Below are 21,060 nucleotides of genomic sequence, written 5' to 3' on the forward strand. Positions count from 1 at the left end.
TTGCCATGGAAACGCGTGCGAGCGGCATGATGCACCGCCCGGCCCCCGGTCGCCAGCGAAAGCCCGATCCGTCCCGGCCGGACCGTCCGGCACGCACGGCTCCCCTCTCCCCTTGGGCCACCGGTGTACCGGCCGGCCGGGCCGACCGTGCCCGCCGTCCCCTGCGGGCGCCGACGCCGCTTCCGGCGTTTACCCGCGCGCCGGACGTCCATCCCTCCGGGTTCGTCACCGCGCCTCGGGCGGCACCCACAGTCCCAGTTCCTGGGCGGCCGCGGCCGCGGCGCCCACCAGGCCCGCGTCGGGGCCGAGTTGTGCGGGCAGGACCTCGATCCCCGAGGCGAAGGACAGCGCCGCGTAGTCGCGGAGGTGTTCGCGCAGCGGGGCGAACAGGATGTCACCGGCTCCCGCCACGCCGCCGCCTATGACCGCCACCTCGATCTCCACCAATGTGGCCGTCGCCGCGATCCCCGCCGCCAGCGCCTGCGCGGCCCGCCTGAAGGACGCGAGCGCCACGGCGTCACCGGCGCGGGCCGCCGCCGCGACGGCGGCCGCGCTCCGGTCGCCGTCGGGGCCCGGCCGCCAGCCCGCGTCGAGCGCGCGGCGCGCGATGTTGGGGCCGCTGGCGATGCGTTCCACGCATCCGCGCCCGCCACAGGGGCAGGCGTCGCCGTCGAGGTCGACGCTGATATGGCCGATGTGACCCGCGTTGCCCGTAGGCCCGGTGTGAAGGCGCCCGTTGAGGACCAGGCCGCCGCCGACGCCGGTGGACACGACCATGCACAGCGCGTCGGCGCGCCCCCGCGCCGCGCCCTGCCAGTGCTCGGCGGCGGTCATCGCGACCCCGTCGCCCACCAGCACCACCGGCGGTCCGCCCGCCCGCCGCGCCACCTCCGCGACCAGCGGGAACGCACGCCAGCCGGGTACGTTGACCGGACTGACGGTGCCGCGTGAGGCATCGACGGGCCCCGCGCTGCCGATGCCCACCGCCAGGACGCCCGGCCACGCGGCTGACCGCGCGAGCTCGTCCAGCACCTCCGCCACCGCGCCCATCACCGTCGCGGCACCCTCCCGCGCGGGCGTCGGCCGCTGGGCGCGCACGAGCAGACGGCCGCGGTCGTCCACCAGCGCCCCCGCGATCTTGGTGCCGCCGATGTCCAGAGCTGCGACAAGGCCGGTGTGGTCGGTGTGCATTTGGTGCGATATCTCCTGGTCCACAGACGACGGATGGGCGTGTGGACGCCAGTCTCCCCAGAGTTGACAACGTTGTCCAGGCTCTATGCTCGACGTCACCCCCACGCATCGGCGCCAGCCGTGAGACACACGTGAGAACACGAAGGACGAGCCACCGTGGCCGACACCAGCCCGCACTACCGCTACGGAAATCGCCCGACCATGAAGGACGTGGCGGCGCGTGCGGGAGTGGGCCTCAAGACCGTCTCGCGCGTGGTGAACGGCGAGCCGGGCGTCACCCCGGACACCGAACGGCGGGTCCAGGACGCGATCACGGCGCTCGGCTTCCGCCGCAACGACAGCGCCCGCATCCTCCGCAAGGGCCGCACCGCCTCCATCGGGCTGGTCCTGGAGGACCTCGCCGACCCCTTCTACGCCCCCCTCAACCGCGCCGTCGAGGAGGTCGCCCGCGCGCACGGCGCCCTTCTCATCAACGGCTCCAGCGCCGAGGACGCCGACCGGGAGCGCGAGCTGGCCCTGGCGTTCTGCGCGCGGCGCGTCGACGGGCTGATCGTCATCCCCGCGGGCGACGACCACCGCTATCTGGAGCCGGAGATGGCGGCGGGCATCGCCACCGTCTTCGTGGACCGGCCCGCCGGGCGGACGGCCGCCGACGTCGTGCTCTCCGACAGCTTCGGCGGTGCCCGCGACGGCGTCGCCCACCTCGTCGCCCACGGCCACCGCCGCATCGGTTTCATCGGCGACCGGGCGCACATCCACACCGCCACCGAGCGGCTGCGCGGCTACCGCGCCGCCATGCGGGCCGCCGGGCTGCCGGTCGACGAGAGCTGGGTGTCGCTCGGGCCGACGGCCCCCGAGCGCGTGCGGACGGCGGCGGAGGCCATGCTCTCCGGACCGCGGCCGGTCACCGCCCTGTTCGCGGGCAACAACCGGGTGACGGTCACGGCCGTGCGCGTCATAGCGGCGGCGGTCCGCCCCGTCGCCCTCGTCGGCTTCGACGACTTCGAGCTCGCCGACCTCCTCTCCCCCGGCGTCACCGTCGTCGCCCAGGACGCGGCCCGGCTCGGCCGCACGGCGGCGGAACGGCTCTTCCGCAGGCTGGACGGGGTGACGGAGCCGCCGCAGCGGACGGAGCTGCCGACCCGGCTGATCGTGCGCGGCTCCGGCGAACTGCCGCCCGCCGAAAGCTGACCGCTACCGCGCCCGGCCCGCCAGCCGGTCGAGGTCCGCGCGCGTCAGCCCGGCCGGACCGGTGACCTCCGCGCTGTCGACGGCCCCGCAGTCCAGACCCCTCAGCAGATGACCGCTGAGCGCCCTGGCGGTGGCGGGCTCGTCCAGCACGTCCCCCTCGACGCTCCGCAGGTACGCCGTCAGCCGGGCGACCGCCTGGCCGAGTCCCTCGCGGTAGAAGGCGTACACCGCCGCGTAACGGGTCGGCAGCTGGCCGGGGTGCATGTCCCAGCCCTGGTAGTACGCGCGGTCCAGCGCGCGGCGCACCAGCCCGTGGTGGAGCCGCCAGGCGTCGTGCACCTGCCCGGTGGGGCCGACGGGCAGGACGTTGGTCGAGCCGTCCGAGAGCCGGACCCCGGTGCCGGCCGCCGCGACCTGCATCACGGCCTTGGCGTGGTCGGCCGCCGGATGGTCCGGCGACTGCCGCGCCGCGCTCACACCGCACGCCGCGCTGTAGTCGAAGGTGCCGTAGTGCAGCGAGGTGGCGCGGCCCCCGGCGGCGTCGATCATGCGGGCCACGGTGGCGCGCCCGTCGGCGCCGAGTATCGCCTGGGTCGTCTCCACCTGGATCTCGAAGCGGATCCGCCCGGCCGCCAGGCCGCGCGCCTTCTCGAACTCCTCCGCCAGCCGCACCATCGCGGTGACCTGCTCGGCGTAGGTGACCTTGGGCAGGGTCAGCACCAGCCCTCCCGGCAGCCCGCCCGCGCCCATCAGCCCGGTCAGGAAGATGTCGAGGGTGCGGATGCCGCGGTCGCGCACGGCGGCCTCCATGCACTTCATGCGGATGCCCGTGTACGGGGGCGCGGTGCCGTCCTCGTACGCCCGCGCCACCAGCCGCGCCGCCCGCGCCGCCGCCGCGTCCTCCTCGGCGTCCGGGCGCGGCCCGTAGCCGTCCTCGAAGTCGATGCGCAGGTCCTCGACGGGCTCGCGCCGCAGCTTGGCCCGGACGCGCTCGTACACCGGCCCGGCGAGGTCGGCGGGCATCCCCAGGACCGCGGCGAACGCGGCCGCGTCGGGGGCGTGGTCGTCGAGGGCCGCGAGGGCGCGGTCGCCCCAGGAGCGGACCGTGCCGGCGGCGAAGACGTCGGCCGGGACGTACACGGTGTGCACCGGCTGCCGGGTGCCCGGGTCACCGGGATAGCGGCGCGCGAGTTCGGCGTCGACCCCGGCGAGGGAGGCCCCGATGCCTTCCCGCACCGCGCTGGTGAAGGTTGTCGCGACCGCCCGGTGCTCTCCCATGCCCCACCCTCCACAGTTCCGCTGTACGGAATTCACTGTCCGTGGGGCGAAGTTATCGAGGGGTCCGTGGAAGGTCAACAGGCCCGGACGCAGTGAGGCCCCGCACGCGTCCGCGTGCGGGGCCTCACTCGACGGGGTCAGCCCTTGCGGGACTTGACCTCCTCCGTGAGCTGCGGGACGACCTCGAAGAGGTCGCCGACCACGCCGTAGTCGACCAGGTCGAAGATCGGGGCCTCGGCGTCCTTGTTGATGGCCACGATCGTCTTCGAGGTCTGCATGCCGGCCCGGTGCTGGATCGCGCCGGAGATGCCCGCCGCGATGTACAGCTGCGGGGAGACCGACTTGCCGGTCTGGCCCACCTGGTTGGTGTGCGGGTACCAGCCGGCGTCGACGGCGGCGCGGGAGGCGCCGACGGCCGCGCCGAGCGAGTCGGCCAGGCCCTCGATGAGGGAGAAGTTCTCGGCGCCGTTGACGCCGCGGCCGCCGGAGACCACGATCGCGGCCTCGGTCAGCTCGGGGCGGCCGGTCGACTCGCGCGGCGTGCGGGAGACGACCTTGGTGCCGGTGGACTTCTCGCCGAAGGAGACGGCGAGCTGCTCGACCGTACCGGCGGCCGGGGCGGCCTCCGGGGCGGCGGAGTTGGGCTTGACGGTGATGACCGGCGTGCCCTTGGTGACGCGGGACTTGGTGGAGTACGAGGCCGCGAAGACGGACTGCGTGGCCACCGGGCCCTCGGCACCGGCCTCCACGTCGACGGCGTCCGTGATGATGCCGGAGCCGATGCGGACCGCGAGGCGGGCCGCGATCTCCTTGCCCTCCGCGGAGGACGGGACGAGCACGGCGACCGGCGAGACGGCCTTGTACGCGGCCTCGAGCGCGTCCACCTTGGGCGCGACGAGGTAGTCGGCGAACTCGGCGGCGTCGGCCGTGAGGACCTTCACCGCGCCGTACTCGCCGAGCGTCTGCGCGGCGGCGTCGGCACCGGCGCCGAGGTGCACGGCGACGGGCTCGCCGAGGCGGCGGGCGAGGGTGAGCAGTTCGAGGGTGGGCTTGCGGACGGCACCGTCCGCGTGGTCGACGTAGACGAGAACTTCAGCCATGGGATGGGACTCCTGCGCAGAAAAGAGGCGGATGACGGTTCGTACGGGCTGACGGAAGCTCAGCCGCGGTGGGCGCCGGGAGCCTTCGCGGCCCCCGGTCCGCCGCTAGATGAACTTCTGGCCCGCGAGGAACTCGGCGAGCTGCTTGCCGCCCTCGCCCTCGTCCTTGACGACGGTGCCCGCGGTGCGGGCCGGGCGCTCCGTGGCCTCGTCGACCTTGCTCCAGGAGCCCTCGAGGCCGACCTCCTCCGCCTCGATGCCGAGGTCGGACAGGTCCAGGGACTCCACCGGCTTCTTCTTGGCGGCCATGATGCCCTTGAAGGACGGGTAACGGGCCTCACCGGACTGGTCGGTGACGGACACGACGGCCGGGAGGGAGGCCTCGAGCTGCTCGCTCGCGGCGTCGCCGTCACGGCGGCCGGTCACCTTGCCGTCGGCCACGGCGACCTCGGAGAGCAGCGTCACCTGCGGGACGCCCAGGCGCTCGGCGAGCATCGCCGGGACCACGCCCATGCCGCCGTCGGTGGAGGCCATGCCGGAGATGACCAGGTCGTAGCCGACGTGCTCGAGCGCCTTGGCCAGCACCAGCGACGTGCCGAGCGCGTCGGTGCCGTGCAGGTCGTCGTCCTCCACGTGGACGGCCTTGTGGGCGCCCATGGAGAGCGCCTTGCGCAGCGCGTCCTTGGCGTCCTCGGGGCCCACGGTCAGGACGGTGATCTCCGCGTCGTCCGCCTCGTCGGCGATCTGCAGCGCCTGCTCGACCGCGTACTCGTCGAGCTCCGAGAGCAGGCCGTCCACGTCGTCACGGTCGACGGTCAGGTCTTCGGCGAAGTGCCGGTCGCCGGTGGCGTCGGGCACGTACTTCACACAGACAACGATCCTCAAGCTCACGCCGGCTCTCCTACTGCATCGTCTCTTCGTAGCTGCCTTGTTCAGGCAGCATAGGCGCCTTGTGGGGCGCATCCCGTTCGTACCGGGCAACGCCCCGAACAAGATGTTACTCGTCAGTACACCGAGCGCGTTCCACGAAAGCAAGGCACGTCAACTGTGATCTGCCCAACGCGGGAAACAGGGACGTCTCAGTCCCGCAGACCGTTGAAGCGCCCCTGGTGGTACAGGAGAGGGCGGCCCGCGCCCTCGGGGTCGCCCGCGACGACCTCCGCGAGCACCACCCGGTGATCCCCCGCGGGTATCCGGGCCACCACCCGGCACACCAGCCACGCCAGCACGCCGTCGAGCAGCGGCACGCCCTCGGGACCCGGCCGCCAGCTGGTGGGCGGCGCGAAGCGGTCGGCACCGCTGCGCGCGAAGACGCCCGCCAGCTCCTGCTGGTGCTCGCCGAGTATGTGGACGCCGATGTGCTCCGCCTCGGCGAGCACGGGCCAGCTGGAGGAGCCGGTGCCGACGCCGAAGGAGACGAGCGGGGGTTCGGCGGCGACGGACGTGAGCGAGGTGGCGGTGAAACCGACCGGGCGGGCGCCCTGCGCTGTGATCACGGCGACGCCGGCGGCATGCCGGCGGAACGCGGAGCGCAGCAGTTCCGGGGCGGCGAGGCGGGGCGAGCCGAGTCCGGGCGTGGCCGTCATGGATCTGTCCTTCTGCTGGAGGTCGGACCAGGAGCTGTACGGTCGCGGATGCTCACCGCTCCGGACAGCGCGCGCTCACGGTCCGCGTGAGGTCGACGTGCGCGCGTCCGTGGAGAAGGGGAAGCAGTCCGGGCCACATAGCGTCACCCTGACGATTCGGCGTGTACACCGTCAAGTGCGGCCGGGGAGATGGGAGAGGGATCACGGCCCGTCACACCGCCGCGCCGAGCGCCGCGATGACATCGGCCTTGCGGGGCTGCCCGGCGGCGCGGCGCACGATGCGGCCCGTCGCGTCGAGCACCAGCACGGTCGGGGTGGCACTGATGCCGAGGGCCCGGACGAGCCCGAGCCGCGCCTCGGCGTCGATCTCGATGTGCGCGACCCCGTCGATCATGGCCACGACGTCCGCCAGGGTGCGCCTGGTGGCCCGGCACGGCTGACAGAAGGCGCTGGAGAACTGTACGAGCGTGGCCCGCTCCCCCAGTTCCGCGCCGAGCTCGGCGGCTTCCAGCCGCACCTCTTCGCCCCGCACCGGCACTTCCGCCCCTCCCGCTACGCGTTCCCGCCCACGCGGCCCCTGTGGCCCCGTGGTTGTTCCGCCGGTTGCAGCGCCGCCGGGCCCGCAGAAATTTCCGGCCGCGCCCCCGAACGCTCCTCCCGCCGGACGCTCGCGGGGGTCTGCCCGGATCTGTCCGGGGTCCGCGGTGTACCTTCGGCTGTACCGGACGACGTCCGGCGTCTCGGACCGACGTGATGAGAATCTCCTGTCCCACGGGTCGTCCTCGCTGGTCCCTGGGCCGGGCGATCAGGCACGATCGGCCGGTAGCCGAGAACCTACGGCCGCGTAACTTCAGCCGGGAGCACCCTCCCCAGGCCCAGAAGGATTTCCCCGATATGGCAGAACTCGTCTACCCCCCGGTGATCGGTGCCGCCCGTTCCATGTTCAGGGCGCTCGACCTGCGCTTCGACATCCAGGGCACCGAGCACGTGCCGCAGCGCGGCGGGGCGGTGCTGGTGAGCAACCACATCGGCTATCTCGACTTCGTCTTCTGCGGGCTGGCCGCCCGGCCCGCCAAGCGGCTGGTGCGCTTCATGGCCAAGGAGTCCGTCTTCCGGCACAAGGTGTCGGGGCCGCTGATGCGCGCGATGAAGCACATCCCCGTGGACCGCGCGGCGGGCATGGAGGCGTACAAGCACGCGCTGTCCGCGCTGCGCTCCGGCGAGATCATCGGGGTCTTCCCGGAGGCGACGATCTCCCAGTCGTTCACGCTGAAGAACTTCAAGTCGGGCGCGGCCCGGCTCGCCCAGGAGGCGGGGGTGCCGCTGCTCCCGATGGCGCTGTGGGGCACGCAGCGGCTGTGGACCAAGGGCCACAAGCGCGATCTGCGCCGCCACCACATCCCGATCACCATGCGGGTGGGCGAGCCGATCACTCCCGGCCCCGAGGAGCACGCGGACAGCGTCACCGAGCGGGTGCGCGGCCGCGTCCAGGAGCTGCTGGAGTCGGCACAGCGGGCCTATCCGGTCCGTCCGAAGGGTCCGGACGACACCTGGTGGATCCCGGCCCACCTCGGCGGCACGGCCCCGACTCCGGCGCAGGCAACGGCCCAGGACCGACGCTAGCCCCGCGAGGACGGCTCCGCGGGGACACGGGGAAGCCCCCGGCCGCCGATGGCGGCCGGGGGCTTCCCCGTGCTTCGTGGGGCTACTGCTTGCCCATTTCCTCCGCGAGGGCCGCGACGAAGCCGTCCACGTCGGCCTCGGTGGTGTCGAAGGAGCACATCCAGCGGACGTCACCGGCCGCCTCGTCCCAGAAGTAGAAGCGGTAGCGCTTCTGGAGGCGCTCGCTCACGTCGTGCGGCAGCCGGGCGAAGACGGCGTTCGACTGCACCGGGTGCAGGATCTCGACGCCGGGCACGGTCCGTACGCCTTCGGCGAGGCGCGCGGCCATGGCGTTGGCGTGCGAGGCGCTGCGCCGCCACAGGTCGCCCGCGAGCAAGGCCTCGAACTGGACGGAGACGAACCGCATCTTGGAAGCGAGCTGCATGGACAGCTTGCGCAGGTGCTTCATCGCCCGGACCGCGTCCGGGTTCAGCACGACGACGCACTCGCCGAAGAGCATCCCGTTCTTGGTCCCGCCGAACGAGAGCAGGTCGACACCGGCGTCGGTCGTGAAGGCCCGCAGCGGAACGCCCAGCGTGGCCGCGGCGTTGGCGATGCGCGCGCCGTCGAGGTGGACCTTCATGCCCCGCTCGTGGGCGTGGTCGCAGATCTCCCGGATCTCCTCGGGCGTGTAGCAGGTGCCGAGTTCGGTGGTCTGGGTGATCGAGACGACCTGCGGCTGCGCTCGGTGCTCGTCGTCCCAGCCCCATGCCTCACGGTCGATGAGCTCGGGGGTGAGCTTGCCGTGCTCGGTCGGCACGGTCAGCAGCTTGAGGCCGCCGACGCGCTCGGGGGCACCGCACTCGTCCACGTGGATGTGCGCGCTGGCGGCGCAGATCACCGCGCCCCAGCGCTCCGTGGCCGCCTGGAGGGCGACCACATTGGCGCCGGTGCCGTTGAAGACGGGGAAGGCCTCCGCCGTCGGACCGAAGTGACCGCGCATCAGCTCCTGCAGGTGCGCGGTGTAGTCGTCCTCGCCGTACGCGACCTGGTGGCCGCCGTTGGCCAGGGCGAGCGCCGCCAGGATCTCGGGATGTACGCCCGCGTAGTTGTCGCTGGCGAAACCGCGCAGCCCGGGGTCGTGCCGACGTATCGCGTCGGTCGTCGCGGTCACGGTTGCGGAGTCAGCCACTGACGGGTTCCGTTCACTTCTCGGGCGGGCTTCTCCCAGATGCCGACGATGGCTTCCGCCAGGTCCTTGACGTCCGTGAATCCCGCGAACTTCGCGTTCGGGCGCTCGGCGCGCATCGCGTCGTGCACCAGCGCTTTGACCACCAGGACGGTGGCGGCGGCCTGCGGCCCTTCCTCGCCCCCCGCCTTGCGGAAGGAGTCGGCGAGGGCGAGCGTCCACGCCTCCGCGGCGGCCTTGGAGGCGGCGTACGCGGCGTTGCCCGCGGTGGGCTTGCTGGCGCCGGCGGCGCTGACGAGCACGTAGCGGCCGTTGCCGCCGCGCTGGAGCGGCGCCTCGAAGGCGAGCGAGGTGTGCTGCACGGTGCGGATGAGCAGCTTCTCCAGGAGCTCCCAGTCGGCCAGGTCCGTCTCGGCGAACGTCGCCGAGCCGCGCCAGCCGCCCACCAGGTGCACCAGGCCGTCGACGCGGCCGAATTCCTTCTCGGTGCGGTCCACCCAGGCGCGGGTCGCCTCCAGGTCGAGCAGGTCCACGGTGTCGCCGGTGACGGTGGCGCCGCCGTGGGCGTAGCGGGCGGCGTCGACGGCCTCGGCGAGGCGGGCCGCGTCCGCGTCGGAGGCGACGACCGTCGCCCCGGCCTCGGCGAGCCGCAGCAGCGTCGCGCGCCCGGCCGGTCCGGCCGCGCCCGCCACCGCCACGACCGCCCCGTCCAGCCGGTGGTCGCCGTTCGTCGTCGTGCTCATGATCGTCGCCTCCTTCTCGCTCTTGCTCACGCGGCCACTGCTCCCTCGCGCGCCGCGGTGATCCCCTTGGTCGAGGCGATCACGCCGCGCAGCTTCTTGGCAAGGGCCTCGTAGAACATGCTGAGCGGGAACTCGTCCGGAAGCACGTCGTCGACGAGCTTGCGGGGCGGCTGGGTCAGGTCGAGGGCGTCGGGGCCCTTGGCCCACACGGAGCCGGGGTGCGGTGCGAGGTAGGTCGAGACCAGCTCGTACGCGGCGAACCAGTGCACGAGCTTGGGGCGGTCGATCCCGTCGCGGTAGAGCTTCTCGATCTCGCCGCAGAGCTGGTTGGTGACCTGCGGGGCGCGGTCCCAGTCGATGTGCAGGGTGTTGTCCGTCCAGCGTACGACGTCGTGCCGGTGGAGGTAGGCGAAGAGCAGCTGTCCGCCGAGGCCGTCGTAGTTGCGCACGCGCTCGCCGGTGACCGGGAAGCGGAACATGCGGTCGAAGAGGACGGCGTACTGCACGTCACGGCCCTGGGAATAGCCGTCGGCCTCGAGTTTCACGGCCTCCTTGAAGGCGGTGAGGTCGCAGCGCAGCTCCTCCAGGCCGTACATCCAGAACGGCTGCCGCTGCTTGATCATGAACGGGTCGAAGGGCAGGTCGCCATGGCTGTGGGTGCGGTCGTGGACCATGTCCCACAGCACGAATGCCTGCTGGCAGCGCTGCTGGTCGCCGACCATCTCCTGGATGTCGGCGGGCAGCACCAGGCCGAGCGTGGCGACGGCCGCCTCGGTGACCCTGCGGAACCGGGCCGCCTCCCGGTCACAGAAGATGCCGCCCCAGGTGAAGCGCTCGGGGGCCTCGCGGACGGCGATGGTCTCCGGGAAGAGCACCGCCGAGTTGGTGTCGTAGCCGGAGGTGAAGTCCTCGAAGGTGATGCCGAGGAAGAGGGGGTTGTCGTAGCGGGTGTGCTCCAGCTCGGCGAGCCAGTCCGGCCACACGACGCGCAGCACGACCGCTTCGAGGTTGCGGTCGGGGTTGCCGTTCTGCGTGTACATCGGGAACAGGACGAGGTGCTGGAGGCCGTCGGCGCGCTGGGCGGCGGGCTGGAAGGCCAGCAGCGAGTCGAGGAAGTCGGGGACGCCGAACCCGGAGCCGGACCAGCGGCGCAGGTCCGCGACGAGCGCCCGGTGGTAGGCGGCGTCGTGCGGCAGGAGTGGCGAGAGCTCCTCCAGGGCCTCGACGACGCGGTCGATCTCGGCGCGCACGGTCTCGCCCGGGGGTGCGCCCTCCGCTTCGAGGTCGATGGACCCGTCCGGGGACTGCCACGGCCGGATCGTTTCGACCGCGCCCTTGAGTGTGGACCAGGCCGGGTGATCGATCACGCGGCCCACGGCCGTTTCGTCGATCGCTATCGCCGTCGACGCAAGAATTTCCGTCATGACTGCCCCTCCTCCGGAGAACTTGGCGTTAAGACACCGTATCTGTGTACGGTTCTTCGGCTCAAGGGGGGAAGCCATAAATTATCCTGCCGGACCCCTGGTAGCGCCGTGAATTTTCCTGCGGCCGCCCCCTCGGACGGCCTCAGGCGCCTCGTTCCGTCGCGTCCGGCGCGCTGGGCCCGACTGCCGTCCTAGCCGTGTTCCAGCCATTGCCGGGCACTTTCCGATGGCTACCCAGGGGGACCACCGAGAATTCACGAACTGGCAACAGTCTTCCGCTATTCGGACAATCCGTGGCCTGACCTGGACAGACGTCCTCGGGCGCTGCCACTCTCCCGCCATGTCCGTCGCCACTCAGCGCACACCCCGCCCGAACACCCGCTCCGGCCCTCCGGCTCCTTCCGCCGATGCCTCCGTTTCCGCCCGCCGCTGCCGCCTGCCGCGCCTCGGCGCGGCCCTGGCGGTCGTGCTGGCGGTCACGGCCGGATGTGCCCCGCAGGACGACGCCGACGCCGTGCGGTCCGCCGCGGCACCGTCCGACGGGACCGGCTGCGCGAAGGGACGGCTGGCCACCCGGACCGCGGGCAAACTGACCGTGGGCACCGACAAGCCCGCCTACGCCCCCTGGTTCCGGGACGACGACCCGGCCGGCGGCAAGGGCTTCGAGTCGGCCGTCGCCTACGCGATCGCCGACCGGCTCGGCTACGCCCGGTCCGACGTGACCTGGCAGACCGTGCCGTTCAACACCGCCGTCGCGCCCGGCAGGAAGAAGTTCGACTTCGATCTCAACCAGATCTCCATCAGCGACGAGCGCCGCCGGGCGGTCGACTTCTCCTCCGGCTACTACGCGGTCCGGCAGGCCGTCGTGGCGCTCAAGGGCTCACCCGCCGCCAAGGCCACCACGGTGGACGGCCTCAAGCACGTCAAGCTGGGCGCGATGGTGGGCACCACGAGCCTCGACATCGTCGACGACACCATCCGGCCCGACCAGCGGCCCGCCGTCTTCCAGAAGAACGACTACGCCAAGACGGCGCTGAAGAACGGCCAGGTGGACGCGATCGTGGTCGACCTGCCCACGGCCTTCTACATGACCTCGGCGGAGGTCCAGGACGCGAGGATCGTCGGACAGTTCGCGTCCGGAGGCGGCCGGACCGAGCAGTTCGGGCTCGTCCTCGACAAGGGCAGCGGGCTCACGGGCTGCGTGAGCCGGGCGATCGACTCGCTGCGCGAGGACGGCACGCTCGCCCGCCTGGAGAAGACCTGGCTCTCCGAGGCCGCCGACGCACCGGTGCTCACATGACGGCCGACGACACGGCGGTGGCCGCGCCCCGTGGCCCCGTACCGGAAGAGGCGGTCCCGCAGGACGCCTATGTCCCGTCGGCACGGCGTCTGGAACGCGAGCGCGCCAAGCGCGCCCGTACCCGCCGGGCCACCACGGTGGCCGCCGTCAGCACCCTGGTCACCGGCACCGTGCTGTTCCTCGCCGTCGTCAACTCCCCCGGCTGGCCACGCACTCGGGAGACGTTCTTCAGCGTCCACTATGCGCGCGAGGCGCTGCCGAAGGTGCTCGACGGGCTGCTGCTCAACCTCCAGCTGCTGGCCGTCTGCGGAGCCGCGATCCTCGTGTTCGGACTGCTGCTGGCGATCGCCCGTACGCTGCGCGGCCCCGTCTTCTTCCCGCTGCGCGCCCTGGCCACCGCCTACACCGACGTCTTCCGCGGCCTGCCGCTCGTGATCTGCCTCCTGCTGGTCGTCTTCGGCGTGCCCGCGCTGCGGCTGCGGGGCGTGACGACCGACCCGGTGCTGCTGGGCGGTACGGCGCTGGTGCTCACGTACTCGGCCTATGTCGCCGAGGTGTTCCGCGCGGGCATCGAGTCCGTGCATCCCAGCCAGTGGGCCGCCGCCCGCTCGCTGGGGCTCTCCAACCGGCAGACGCTGCGCCACGTCGTCCTGCCGCAGGCCGTACGCCGCGTGGTCCCGCCGCTCCTGAACGACCTGGTCTCGCTCCAGAAGGACACCGGGCTCGTCTCGATCGCGGGGGCGGTCGACGCGGTCTACGCGGCACAGATCCTCGCGGGAAAGAGCTTCAACTACACGCCCTACGTGGTGGCCGGGATCGTCTTCGTGGCCCTCACCATCCCCATGACGCGGTTCACCGACTGGATCACCGCGCGCATGGACCGTCGCCGGGCGCAGGGAGGGATCGTATGAACACCACGGAACCGTCCGCCACCGTGCTGCGGCTGGAGGCCGTGCGCAAGACCTTCGGCCGGTCGGTCGTGCTGCGCGACGTCGACCTGGAAGTCGCCCCGCACACCGTGACCGCGCTCATCGGCGCGTCCGGTTCGGGCAAGTCGACGCTGCTGAGATGCGCCAATCTCCTGGAGGAGATCGACGACGGGGCGATCTTCCTGGACGGGGAGGACATCACCGACCCGGGCGTGGACCCGGACGCGGTGCGCCGCCGGATCGGCGTGGTCTTCCAGGCGTACAACCTGTTCCCGCACATGACCGTGCTGGAGAACATCACGCTCGCCCCGCGCCGGGTGCACGGCATGCCGCGCGCCGAGGCCGAGGAGCGGGCCCGGGAGCTGCTCGAGCGGCTCGGCCTGGGCGGCAAGGCGGACGAGTACCCGGACCGGCTGAGCGGCGGCCAGCAGCAGCGTGTGGCGATTGTCCGGGCCCTGGCGGTACGGCCTCGGCTGCTGCTGCTCGACGAGATCACCGCGGCCCTCGACCCGGAGCTGGTGGGCGAGGTGCTGGGAGTCGTCCGCGAGCTCAAGGAGGAGGGCATGACCATGGTCCTCGCCACGCACGAGATGGGGTTCGCCCGGGACGTCGCCGACCAGGTGTGCTTCCTCGACGGCGGGGTGGTGCTGGAGCGCGGCACACCTGCCGAGGTCTTCGGCGAGCCCCGCGAGGAACGCACGCGGCGTTTCCTCCGGCGCCTGGTCGAGGCGGGCCGGCTGTAAGGCGTCCGCGGTGATCCGAGGTAAGGGGTAAGAAGGGGTAAGGGGCGCCGTCCTGGGAGAGCGCCCCTTACCCCTTGTCACCTCTTGGCCTCCGTCACCGTCAGACGAGTTCCTTGACCAGCAGCTCGAACTCCAGGTCGTCGCGCTGCGGGACACCGAAGCGCTCGTCGCCGTACGGGAAAGGCGACATCTGCCCGGTGCGACGGTAACCGCGGCGCTCGTACCAGGCGATCAGGTCGTCGCGCTGCCGGATGACGGTCATGTGCATCTCACGGACACCCCACTCGGCGCGGACGAGCCGCTCGGCCTCGGCTATGACCACCTTGCCGAGCCCCGCGCCCTGCAGTGCCGGACGGACCGCGAACATCCCGAAGTAGGCGTGCGCGCCACGGTGTTCGAGCTGGCAGCAGGCGACGGGTTCACCGTCGCACTCCACGACGAGCAGTCGGCTGTTCTCGTCCGTCACCACGGCCTCGACGCCGTCGGGGTCGGTCCGCTGGCCGTCCAGCAGGTCGGCCTCGGTCGTCCATCCGGCACGGCTGGCGTCACCGCGGTAGGCCGATTCGACGAGGGCGACGAGGGCGGGCACATCGGCGACGGTGGCCTCCCGGAAGGTCGGCTCCGCGGCCCGGCTGCTGGCTGTCTCCATGGTCTCCGTGTGATCCTCTCCGTACGCCTTGGCTGCATACGAACACTAACCCGATCAGCTCTGCGTACAGTCGCGGTCATGGTGCATGTACTGAGCAGCAGAGTGCTACTTCGGCCCACCGACCCGGAACGGTCCCGGGACTTCTACGGCCGCGCCCTGGGCCTGGCGGTCTACCGGGAATTCGGGACCGGACCGGAGCGGGGCACCGTCTACTTCCTGGGCGGTGGCTTCCTGGAGGTCTCGGGCCGTGCCGACGCGCCACCGGGCCCCGGCCTCGAGCTGTGGTTCCAGGTCGCGGACGCGGCCGCGGCCCACGAGGAGTTCCTCCGCCAGGGCGTCGAGGTGCTGGACCCTCCCGAGACCAAGCCGTGGGGACTGGTCGAGATGTGGATCGCCGACCCGGACGGCGTGCGGATCGCGGTGGTGGAAGTGCCCGAGAATCACCCGATCCGATACCGCCCGAGCGTTTAACGGCCCTCTGGGGTGCGCCCCCCATGCCACCGCGCATGCGCGGGCGCACTCCACGCCCCGAAACGCTCCCCTTCTGCGCCCGTGCGCTCCCGTGTGATGCAACTGGAACGGGAATCCTCCGGGGGTAGATCTGCGCGTCCGGGGAGGTGTGCCGTGCACGGACCACCGCTCGTCGACTGGCTGTTGGTGGCACTGTGCGCCGCCACCGGCGCGTACTGCCTCGTGCGGATACGGGCGAGCGGCACGGCGGACACCCCGGCCACGGGCGGCGACGCTCTGATGGGGCTGGGCATGGCGGTGATGGCGCTGCCGACCGCCGTCCTGGACACGCGACCCTGGGGCGCCCCACTGTTCGCGGTCGTCTTCGGGGCGGCGGGGCTGCGCTCGCTGCTGGTGGCGCGCGGACGGGCGGAAGGGCCACATCTGCACCACGCGGTCGGCGCGTTCGCCATGGTCTACATGGCGCTGGCCATGGCGGGCTCCTCTGTGAACAGCCATGCCGGGCACACCGGAACGGGGCACACGGGCGGTGAGCACGTTCCCGCGGGGACGCCCCTGCTGACGGGCTTGCTGCTGCTGTACTTCGCGGTGTACGTCGTGCGGACAGTGGCCGCGCTCGTTCCGGCGGTCGCCGTCACGGCCGGTGAGGCCGCCTGGCCGGGGCGGCCCAACCTCACCAACGCCTGTCGGCTGTCGATGGGCATCGGCATGCTGGCGATGCTGCTCACTCTCTGAGGCCGACTCTCCGAGGCCTGCTCTCCGAGGCCTGCTCTCCGAGGCCGACCGGGATCTTCCCGGCGGCCGTCGAACCGGCTGTGGGCATGACCGTGGGATGCGTCACTTCGCACGCGGGACCGTACCCGCGCACCGTCCCGCGCTCATAGGCTGCGGCCATGATGGTCCCGCTCGCGCTGCTGGTCCTCGGCGGACTGGTCGCTGCAATGGCGCCGCGTGTGCTGACCCGTGCCGACTGGCCCGACCGCGAGCCCGTCGTGGCCCTGTGGGTGTGGCAGTGCGCGGTGGGAGCCGTGTTGCTGTGCTGTGTCCTCGCCATGTCCCTCAGCGCGGCGGCGGCCTGGGAGGCCGTGCGCGGCCATGTCTTCGCGCCGGCGCCGAGCGGGGTGATGGAGGCCTACGCCCTCGCCTCGTACCGGCCGTGGGCCGCTCCGCTGGCCGTGGCGCTGGCCTTCGGCGCGGTGTGGACCGCGGCCATGCTGACGCGCGAGGTCCGTGTCGCACGCGCCCGCCGCCAGCAGCACCGTGCCGATCTCCTCGTCCGCGCCCCGCAGTTGCCCGGCGAGGCCCCGGGCACGGACCGGCTGGTGGTGCTGGAGGGCGAGCGGCCGGACGCCTGGTGGCTGCGCGGTGGCACGGCGGCTCAGCTGGTCATCACCACGGGCGCGCTGCGCCGGCTCTCGGACTCCCAGTTGGACGCGGTGCTCGCCCATGAACAGGGGCACGCCCGGGCGCGGCACGACTGGCTGCTGCACTGCTCGTCCGCGCTGGCGACCGGTTTCCCCCAAGTGCCGGTGTTCGCGGCGTTCCGCGATCAGGTGCACCATCTGGTCGAGCTGGCGGCGGACGACGCGGCCTCCCGGCGGTTCGGCCGGCTGACGACCGCGCTGGCCCTGGTCGAACTGAACGAGGACCGAGGCGTCTTCGGCCCCTGTCCGGCGCAGCTTTCCCAGGTTCCGGGCCGAGTGCACCGGCTGCTGGCGCCCGCGCCCCGTCTGACGGCGGCGCGACGGCTACGGCTGACGGCCGTCGCCGCTCTGGTTCCGGCGGTGCCGCTGCTGGTGGCGTTCGTCCCCGGGCTGAGCGCGCTGGGATAGCGCGGTATCGGCCCTTGCCATGCGGGAGGCCGGGAGGCCGGTGTCACGGGGCATACGGGGTGGCGCTGCGGGGAGGTCGTCCGCAAGGATCCGGCCATGCACGTTCCGACGCGCCCCGACGCGCCCGCCGTTCCGCCCCGCCTCGAGCGCTCCGTCCGGATGGGTGCGGGGGTCGCTCTCGGCGTCCTGTTCATCGCGCTCCTGATCCTGGTCGCCTGTTCGTGGGGGCCGCTGATATCGCTCGACCATCGTGTCGCCGACGGGCTGCATCCGACGGCGGTCGGGCACCGGGGCTGGACGCGGTTCGTCCGCTGGCTGTCCGGCCGGTTGTGGGATCCGTGGACCATGCGCGCGGCCCTCGCCGTGGCCGCCGTCTGGCTCCTGCGCCGCCGGGAGTGGGTGCTCGTGGCCTGGATCGCGGGGGTGTCCGTGCTGGGCACGGCCCTGCAGCAGGGCATCAAGGCGGCTGTCGGGCGGGACCGCCCGACCTGGCCCGACCCGGTGGCCACCGCGTCCTACCAGGCGTTCCCCTCGGGCCACGCCCTGACCGCCACCGTCACGTGCGGGCTGCTGGTGTGGCTGCTGTGGCTGCACCGCGTACGGGCAGGCGTGGTCCGTGCCGCGCTGGCGGTGAGCGCGGTGTCCGTGGTCGGGGTGGGCTTCACCCGGCTGTACCTCGGTGTGCACTGGCTGTCCGACGTGGTGGCCGGCTGGCTGCTGGGCGGGGCGCTGGTGGCCGGATCGGCGTGGGTGTACGACAAGGTGGTGCGGGAGCGCGCCCGCTGAAGACGTGCTGGACTCATGCTCGACGCTTGCGTCCAGGCGGCCCAGTCGGTTATCCACAGGCCTGCCGCGTGACGGCGGCGGGTGGCACAGTGCTCTCATGAGCAATCTCGATCTCCGGCCCGCACCCGCCGTATGCGGTGGCCGTACCGATGTCATGGCACAGCCGGTGCGGGAGCTGCTGCCCTCGAAGACGGTCCCCCTCGGCGAGAGCACCGTCGTTCGACGCCTGCTGCCCAGCCTCGGGAGACGCATGGTGGGCGCTTGGTGCTTTGTCGACCACTACGGGCCGGACGACATCGCCGACGAGCCGGGGATGCAGGTGCCCCCGCACCCGCACATGGGCCTGCAGACCGTCAGCTGGCTCCATGACGGCGAGGTGCTGCACCGGGACAGCCTCGGCAGCCTCCAGACGCTGCGGCCGGGGCAGTTGGGGCTGATGACGTCGGGGCGCGCCATCGCGCACTCGGAGGAGTCACCCCTTGAGCACGCGCCCCTGCTGCACGGTGCCCAGCTGTGGGTGGCGCTGCCGGACGCCCACCGGCACACCGCCCCGGCGTGGGAGCATCACGCCGAGCTGCCGCTGGTGACGGGCGGCGGCCTGCGTGCCACCGTCATCATGGGCGAGCTGGACGGCGCGTCCTCCCCCGCCACCGCGTTCAGCCCGCTCATGGGCGCGGACATCTCCCTGGCCGCAGGGGCCTCCGCGCGCCTCCCCGTCCGGCCCGATTTCGAGTACGCGGCACTGACCATGTCCGGCGAAGCGGAGGTGGACGGGGTGCGCCTCGCACCGGGTTCCCTGCTCTACCTGGGCTGCGGCCGCTCCGAACTCCCGCTTCGCGCCGACGTGGACAGCGCCTTCATGCTGCTCGGCGGCGAGCCGTTCGAGGAGCGCATTGTCATGTGGTGGAATTTCGTGGGTCGTTCGGGCGAGGAGATCGCCGAGGCACGTGAGGAGTGGATGACCGGCTCCCGCTTCGGCGAGGTCCACGGCTACGACGGCCCCCGGCTGTCCGCTCCCGAATTGCCGCCGGTACCGCTGAAACCCCGGGGAAGGGCGCGCTGACCTGGGCGAACACTCTGCCGACTTTACTGATGGTGCATCAGCACTTGTCCCACACCGGACCCGACGATCGAATCCGGCAACAGGGCAGGGGCCCGGCCGCCGGGGGGAGGCGGCCGGGCCGGTATGGGGGGCGGCGGGTCAGCTGACGGCAGAGGCGCAGGTGGTGGGGGTCGCGTGCGCCGGGTCGAGCGTGTTGGCCACCTCGTGGAAGGCGATCGTGTCGATCGTGCCGATCGCGGCGTGCTCGGAGATGTCCCACTTGCACAGGTCCTGGAGGACGACGTTACGGACGTCCGGGCCGGACAGGAACTGGGTCTTGTACGGGGTGACCACCTCGTCGTACTTGGTCGCGAGGACCGTGTACTTCACTCCGGGCACGGTGTCGCCGCCGGCGTTGAGCTTCTTCATGAACTCCGACCCCACCAACTGGTCCTCCACGCCCGGCATCGCGAGGGAGACGACCTTGCGGGCGCCCGGGACGATGTCGATGAGGCGGGACAGTCCCGAGGCGGTGGTGCCGTGGTTGGACGGGGCGATGCCCACGAGCTTGTCGACCTTGGCGGCGCCGCCAAGGAACTTGAGGTAGTAGCGCGGCAGGGCGCCGCCGCCCTGGGAGTGGCCGACCAGGTCCACCTTCTCCGCGCCGGTCGACTGCCGGACCTTGTCCACGAACGCCGACAGTTGTCCGGCCGACTCGGTGATCGGTCCGAGGCCGTTGACGAGCGGCACCCCGGCCTTCTGCCCGTAGTCGAGCGAGTAGACGCAGTAGCCGCGCTTGACCAGGTACGGGGCCAGCACGAGCCAGTTGTCCCAGGAGTTGGCGAAGGTGCCGTGTGCCAGGACGACGGGGTTGGGGTGGGCGGCGGACGGCTTGCAGGACCAGTTGTTCCAGCCGCTGGTGACGGTCTTCTCCGCCGTCGTGCCGGCCGTGGCCGCCGATGCGGAGGGCGATCCGAAGGACAGGGCCAGAGCCAGCGCCGAGACGGCACCGGCGAGGACGCGGAGCGTTCTTCTGGGTACGGACATGGAGCTACCTCGCAAGTGGGGAGTGACAGAACCTACTTCGTGCCGGCCGACGGGTCAGCTGACGGCGGACTTGCAGGTGGTGGGGGTCGCGTGCGCCGGGTCGAGCGCGTTCTTCACCTCGTGGAAGGCGATGCGGTCGACCAGGCCCAGCGCGATGTGCTCGGAGAAGTCGAGCTTGCACAGGTCCTGGACCACGACGTTGCGCACGTTCGGGCCCGAGAGCTGCTGCGACTTGTAGGGCGTGGCTATCTCGTCGTACTTGGTCGAGATGACCGTGTATTTCACCCCCGGCACGGTGTCGGGCCTGGAGTTCAGCTTCTTCATGAACTCGGAGCCGACGATCTGGTCCTCCAGGCCGGGGAGGGAGAGGGACAGCACCTTGCTCACGCCGGGAACCTTGCGCGCGAGGGTGCCCAGCCCGGAGGCGGTCGCGCCGTGGTTGTCCGGGGCCAGGCCGATGAGCTTGTCGACCTTGGAGGCGCCGTTCATGAACTCCATGTAGTAGCGGGGCAGGGGGCCGCCGCCCTGGGAGTGGCCGACGATGTCCACCTTCTTCGTGCCCGTGGACTTGAGGACCTTGTCCACGAAGGCGGACACCTCTCCGGCCGACTTGACCAGCGGCCCCTGGCCGTTGAGCCCCGGCATGTAGGGCAGCTTGCCGTAGTCGAGGGAGTAGACGCAATAGCCCTTGGCGGCCAGTTCCGGAGCCAGGACGAACCAGGTGTCCAACTGGTTGGCCCAGGTGCCGTGGAGGAGGACGACGGGGTTGGGGTGGGCGGCGGACGGCTTGCAGGACCAGTTGTTCCAGCCGCTGGTGACGGTCTTGCCGGCCGGTCCGGTCTTCGCGACGGCCGGGGCGGCGGACGCAGAGGCGGCGACTGCCGTGATGGCCAGGGCCAGCGCCGAGGCGGCGCAGGCGAGGGCGGGGACGGATCTCTTGTGCGGGGACATGGGAGT

Annotated in this window: 22 protein-coding genes; 10 read left to right on the plus strand and 12 right to left on the minus strand. The window is 72.0% G+C overall.

Annotated elements, in window-relative coordinates; translation table 11 throughout:
* Positions 1-225 precede the first annotated feature (225 nt).
* Positions 226-1,191: an ROK family protein gene (locus tag ACWD4A_RS00420; RefSeq protein WP_451187410.1), complete on the minus strand. Its 966-nt coding sequence runs from the start codon at positions 1,189-1,191 to the stop codon at positions 226-228.
* Positions 1,192-1,392: 201 nt separating this feature from the next.
* Between ACWD4A_RS00420 and ACWD4A_RS00425 the strand changes: the two genes are divergently transcribed.
* Positions 1,393-2,382, plus strand: a complete 990-nt coding sequence (locus tag ACWD4A_RS00425; RefSeq protein ID WP_451187555.1) for a LacI family DNA-binding transcriptional regulator — start codon at positions 1,393-1,395, stop codon at positions 2,380-2,382.
* Between the two features lie 3 nt (positions 2,383-2,385).
* Here ACWD4A_RS00425 and ACWD4A_RS00430 read toward each other — a convergent pair whose 3' ends face one another.
* The 5 genes from ACWD4A_RS00430 to ACWD4A_RS00450 all read right to left on the minus strand — a co-directional run bounded on the left by ACWD4A_RS00430 (position 2,386) and on the right by ACWD4A_RS00450 (position 6,884).
* Positions 2,386-3,660: a DUF6986 family protein gene (locus ACWD4A_RS00430; protein WP_451187413.1), complete on the minus strand. Its 1,275-nt coding sequence runs from the start codon at positions 3,658-3,660 to the stop codon at positions 2,386-2,388.
* A 137-nt stretch (positions 3,661-3,797) separates the two neighbouring features.
* The gene (locus ACWD4A_RS00435) at positions 3,798-4,760 is read right to left on the minus strand and encodes an electron transfer flavoprotein subunit alpha/FixB family protein (RefSeq protein WP_451187416.1); all 963 of its coding nucleotides are present in this window, start codon (positions 4,758-4,760) and stop codon (positions 3,798-3,800) included.
* Between the two features lie 105 nt (positions 4,761-4,865).
* On the minus strand, positions 4,866-5,651 hold the full coding sequence (locus ACWD4A_RS00440; RefSeq protein ID WP_451187419.1) for an electron transfer flavoprotein subunit beta/FixA family protein: 786 nt from the start codon (positions 5,649-5,651) through the stop codon (positions 4,866-4,868).
* A gap of 188 nt (positions 5,652-5,839) precedes the next feature.
* A complete protein-coding gene (locus ACWD4A_RS00445) occupies positions 5,840-6,346 on the minus strand; it encodes a flavin reductase family protein (RefSeq protein ID WP_451187422.1) in 507 nt (168 codons plus the stop codon).
* A 211-nt stretch (positions 6,347-6,557) separates the two neighbouring features.
* On the minus strand, positions 6,558-6,884 hold the full coding sequence (locus ACWD4A_RS00450) for a TlpA family protein disulfide reductase (protein WP_451187425.1): 327 nt from the start codon (positions 6,882-6,884) through the stop codon (positions 6,558-6,560).
* Positions 6,885-7,240: 356 nt separating this feature from the next.
* On the opposite strand from ACWD4A_RS00450, the gene ACWD4A_RS00455 reads away from it, so the two are divergent.
* Positions 7,241-7,969 carry a lysophospholipid acyltransferase family protein gene (locus tag ACWD4A_RS00455; RefSeq protein WP_451187428.1) on the plus strand — a complete coding sequence of 243 codons (729 nt, stop codon included), beginning with the start codon at positions 7,241-7,243 and terminating at the stop codon, positions 7,967-7,969.
* 82 nt (positions 7,970-8,051) lie between these two features.
* On the opposite strand, the gene ACWD4A_RS00460 is transcribed toward ACWD4A_RS00455, so the two are convergent.
* Genes ACWD4A_RS00460 through ACWD4A_RS00470 form a run of 3 tightly spaced genes read right to left on the minus strand, consistent with a single transcriptional unit; the run spans position 8,052 to position 11,304 of the window.
* Positions 8,052-9,140, minus strand: coding sequence for a threonine aldolase family protein (locus tag ACWD4A_RS00460; RefSeq protein ID WP_451187431.1), 1,089 nt, complete (start codon positions 9,138-9,140; stop codon positions 8,052-8,054).
* Positions 9,119-9,880: an SDR family NAD(P)-dependent oxidoreductase gene (locus tag ACWD4A_RS00465; RefSeq protein WP_451187558.1), complete on the minus strand. Its 762-nt coding sequence runs from the start codon at positions 9,878-9,880 to the stop codon at positions 9,119-9,121. Before ACWD4A_RS00465 ends, ACWD4A_RS00460 begins: the two co-directional genes overlap by 22 nt.
* A gap of 26 nt (positions 9,881-9,906) precedes the next feature.
* Entirely contained in the window at positions 9,907-11,304 is a 1,398-nt protein-coding gene (locus ACWD4A_RS00470) for a DUF6421 family protein (protein ID WP_451187434.1), read from the minus strand.
* 340 nt (positions 11,305-11,644) lie between these two features.
* Between ACWD4A_RS00470 and ACWD4A_RS00475 the strand changes: the two genes are divergently transcribed.
* From ACWD4A_RS00475 to ACWD4A_RS00485, 3 genes are read left to right on the plus strand one after another with little or no spacing between them, the layout of a single operon-like run.
* The gene (locus ACWD4A_RS00475) at positions 11,645-12,604 is read left to right on the plus strand and encodes an ABC transporter substrate-binding protein (RefSeq protein WP_451187437.1); all 960 of its coding nucleotides are present in this window, start codon (positions 11,645-11,647) and stop codon (positions 12,602-12,604) included.
* On the plus strand, positions 12,601-13,515 hold the full coding sequence (locus ACWD4A_RS00480) for an amino acid ABC transporter permease (protein ID WP_451187440.1): 915 nt from the start codon (positions 12,601-12,603) through the stop codon (positions 13,513-13,515). The genes ACWD4A_RS00475 and ACWD4A_RS00480 overlap by 4 nt, the downstream gene beginning before the upstream one ends.
* Positions 13,512-14,276 carry an amino acid ABC transporter ATP-binding protein gene (locus tag ACWD4A_RS00485; RefSeq protein ID WP_451187442.1) on the plus strand — a complete coding sequence of 255 codons (765 nt, stop codon included), beginning with the start codon at positions 13,512-13,514 and terminating at the stop codon, positions 14,274-14,276. The genes ACWD4A_RS00480 and ACWD4A_RS00485 overlap by 4 nt, the downstream gene beginning before the upstream one ends.
* 100 nt (positions 14,277-14,376) lie before the next feature.
* Here ACWD4A_RS00485 and ACWD4A_RS00490 read toward each other — a convergent pair whose 3' ends face one another.
* Complete coding sequence (locus ACWD4A_RS00490) at positions 14,377-14,925, minus strand: GNAT family N-acetyltransferase (protein WP_451187444.1); 549 nt, start codon at positions 14,923-14,925, stop codon at positions 14,377-14,379.
* Between the two features lie 78 nt (positions 14,926-15,003).
* On the opposite strand from ACWD4A_RS00490, the gene ACWD4A_RS00495 reads away from it, so the two are divergent.
* The 5 genes from ACWD4A_RS00495 to ACWD4A_RS00515 all read left to right on the plus strand — a co-directional run bounded on the left by ACWD4A_RS00495 (position 15,004) and on the right by ACWD4A_RS00515 (position 19,077).
* Positions 15,004-15,396: a VOC family protein gene (locus ACWD4A_RS00495; RefSeq protein WP_451187447.1), complete on the plus strand. Its 393-nt coding sequence runs from the start codon at positions 15,004-15,006 to the stop codon at positions 15,394-15,396.
* A 153-nt stretch (positions 15,397-15,549) separates the two neighbouring features.
* Positions 15,550-16,131 carry a DUF5134 domain-containing protein gene (locus tag ACWD4A_RS00500; RefSeq protein ID WP_451187450.1) on the plus strand — a complete coding sequence of 194 codons (582 nt, stop codon included), beginning with the start codon at positions 15,550-15,552 and terminating at the stop codon, positions 16,129-16,131.
* A 158-nt stretch (positions 16,132-16,289) separates the two neighbouring features.
* Positions 16,290-17,228 (plus strand): M56 family metallopeptidase, encoded by a 939-nt coding sequence (locus tag ACWD4A_RS00505; protein WP_451187453.1) that lies wholly within the window; start codon positions 16,290-16,292, stop codon positions 17,226-17,228.
* A 96-nt stretch (positions 17,229-17,324) separates the two neighbouring features.
* A complete protein-coding gene (locus ACWD4A_RS00510; protein ID WP_451187456.1) occupies positions 17,325-18,014 on the plus strand; it encodes a phosphatase PAP2 family protein in 690 nt (229 codons plus the stop codon).
* A 97-nt stretch (positions 18,015-18,111) separates the two neighbouring features.
* The gene (locus tag ACWD4A_RS00515) at positions 18,112-19,077 is read left to right on the plus strand and encodes a pirin family protein (RefSeq protein WP_451187459.1); all 966 of its coding nucleotides are present in this window, start codon (positions 18,112-18,114) and stop codon (positions 19,075-19,077) included.
* Between the two features lie 138 nt (positions 19,078-19,215).
* On the opposite strand, the gene ACWD4A_RS00520 is transcribed toward ACWD4A_RS00515, so the two are convergent.
* Both ACWD4A_RS00520 and ACWD4A_RS00525 read right to left on the minus strand, forming a co-directional pair.
* The gene (locus ACWD4A_RS00520; RefSeq protein ID WP_451187462.1) at positions 19,216-20,103 is read right to left on the minus strand and encodes an esterase/lipase family protein; all 888 of its coding nucleotides are present in this window, start codon (positions 20,101-20,103) and stop codon (positions 19,216-19,218) included.
* Positions 20,104-20,157: 54 nt separating this feature from the next.
* Positions 20,158-21,054, minus strand: a complete 897-nt coding sequence (locus ACWD4A_RS00525) for an esterase/lipase family protein (RefSeq protein ID WP_451187465.1) — start codon at positions 21,052-21,054, stop codon at positions 20,158-20,160.
* Positions 21,055-21,060: the final 6 nt, after the last annotated feature.

This window comes from Streptomyces sp. NPDC002537 (assembly GCF_053594975.1).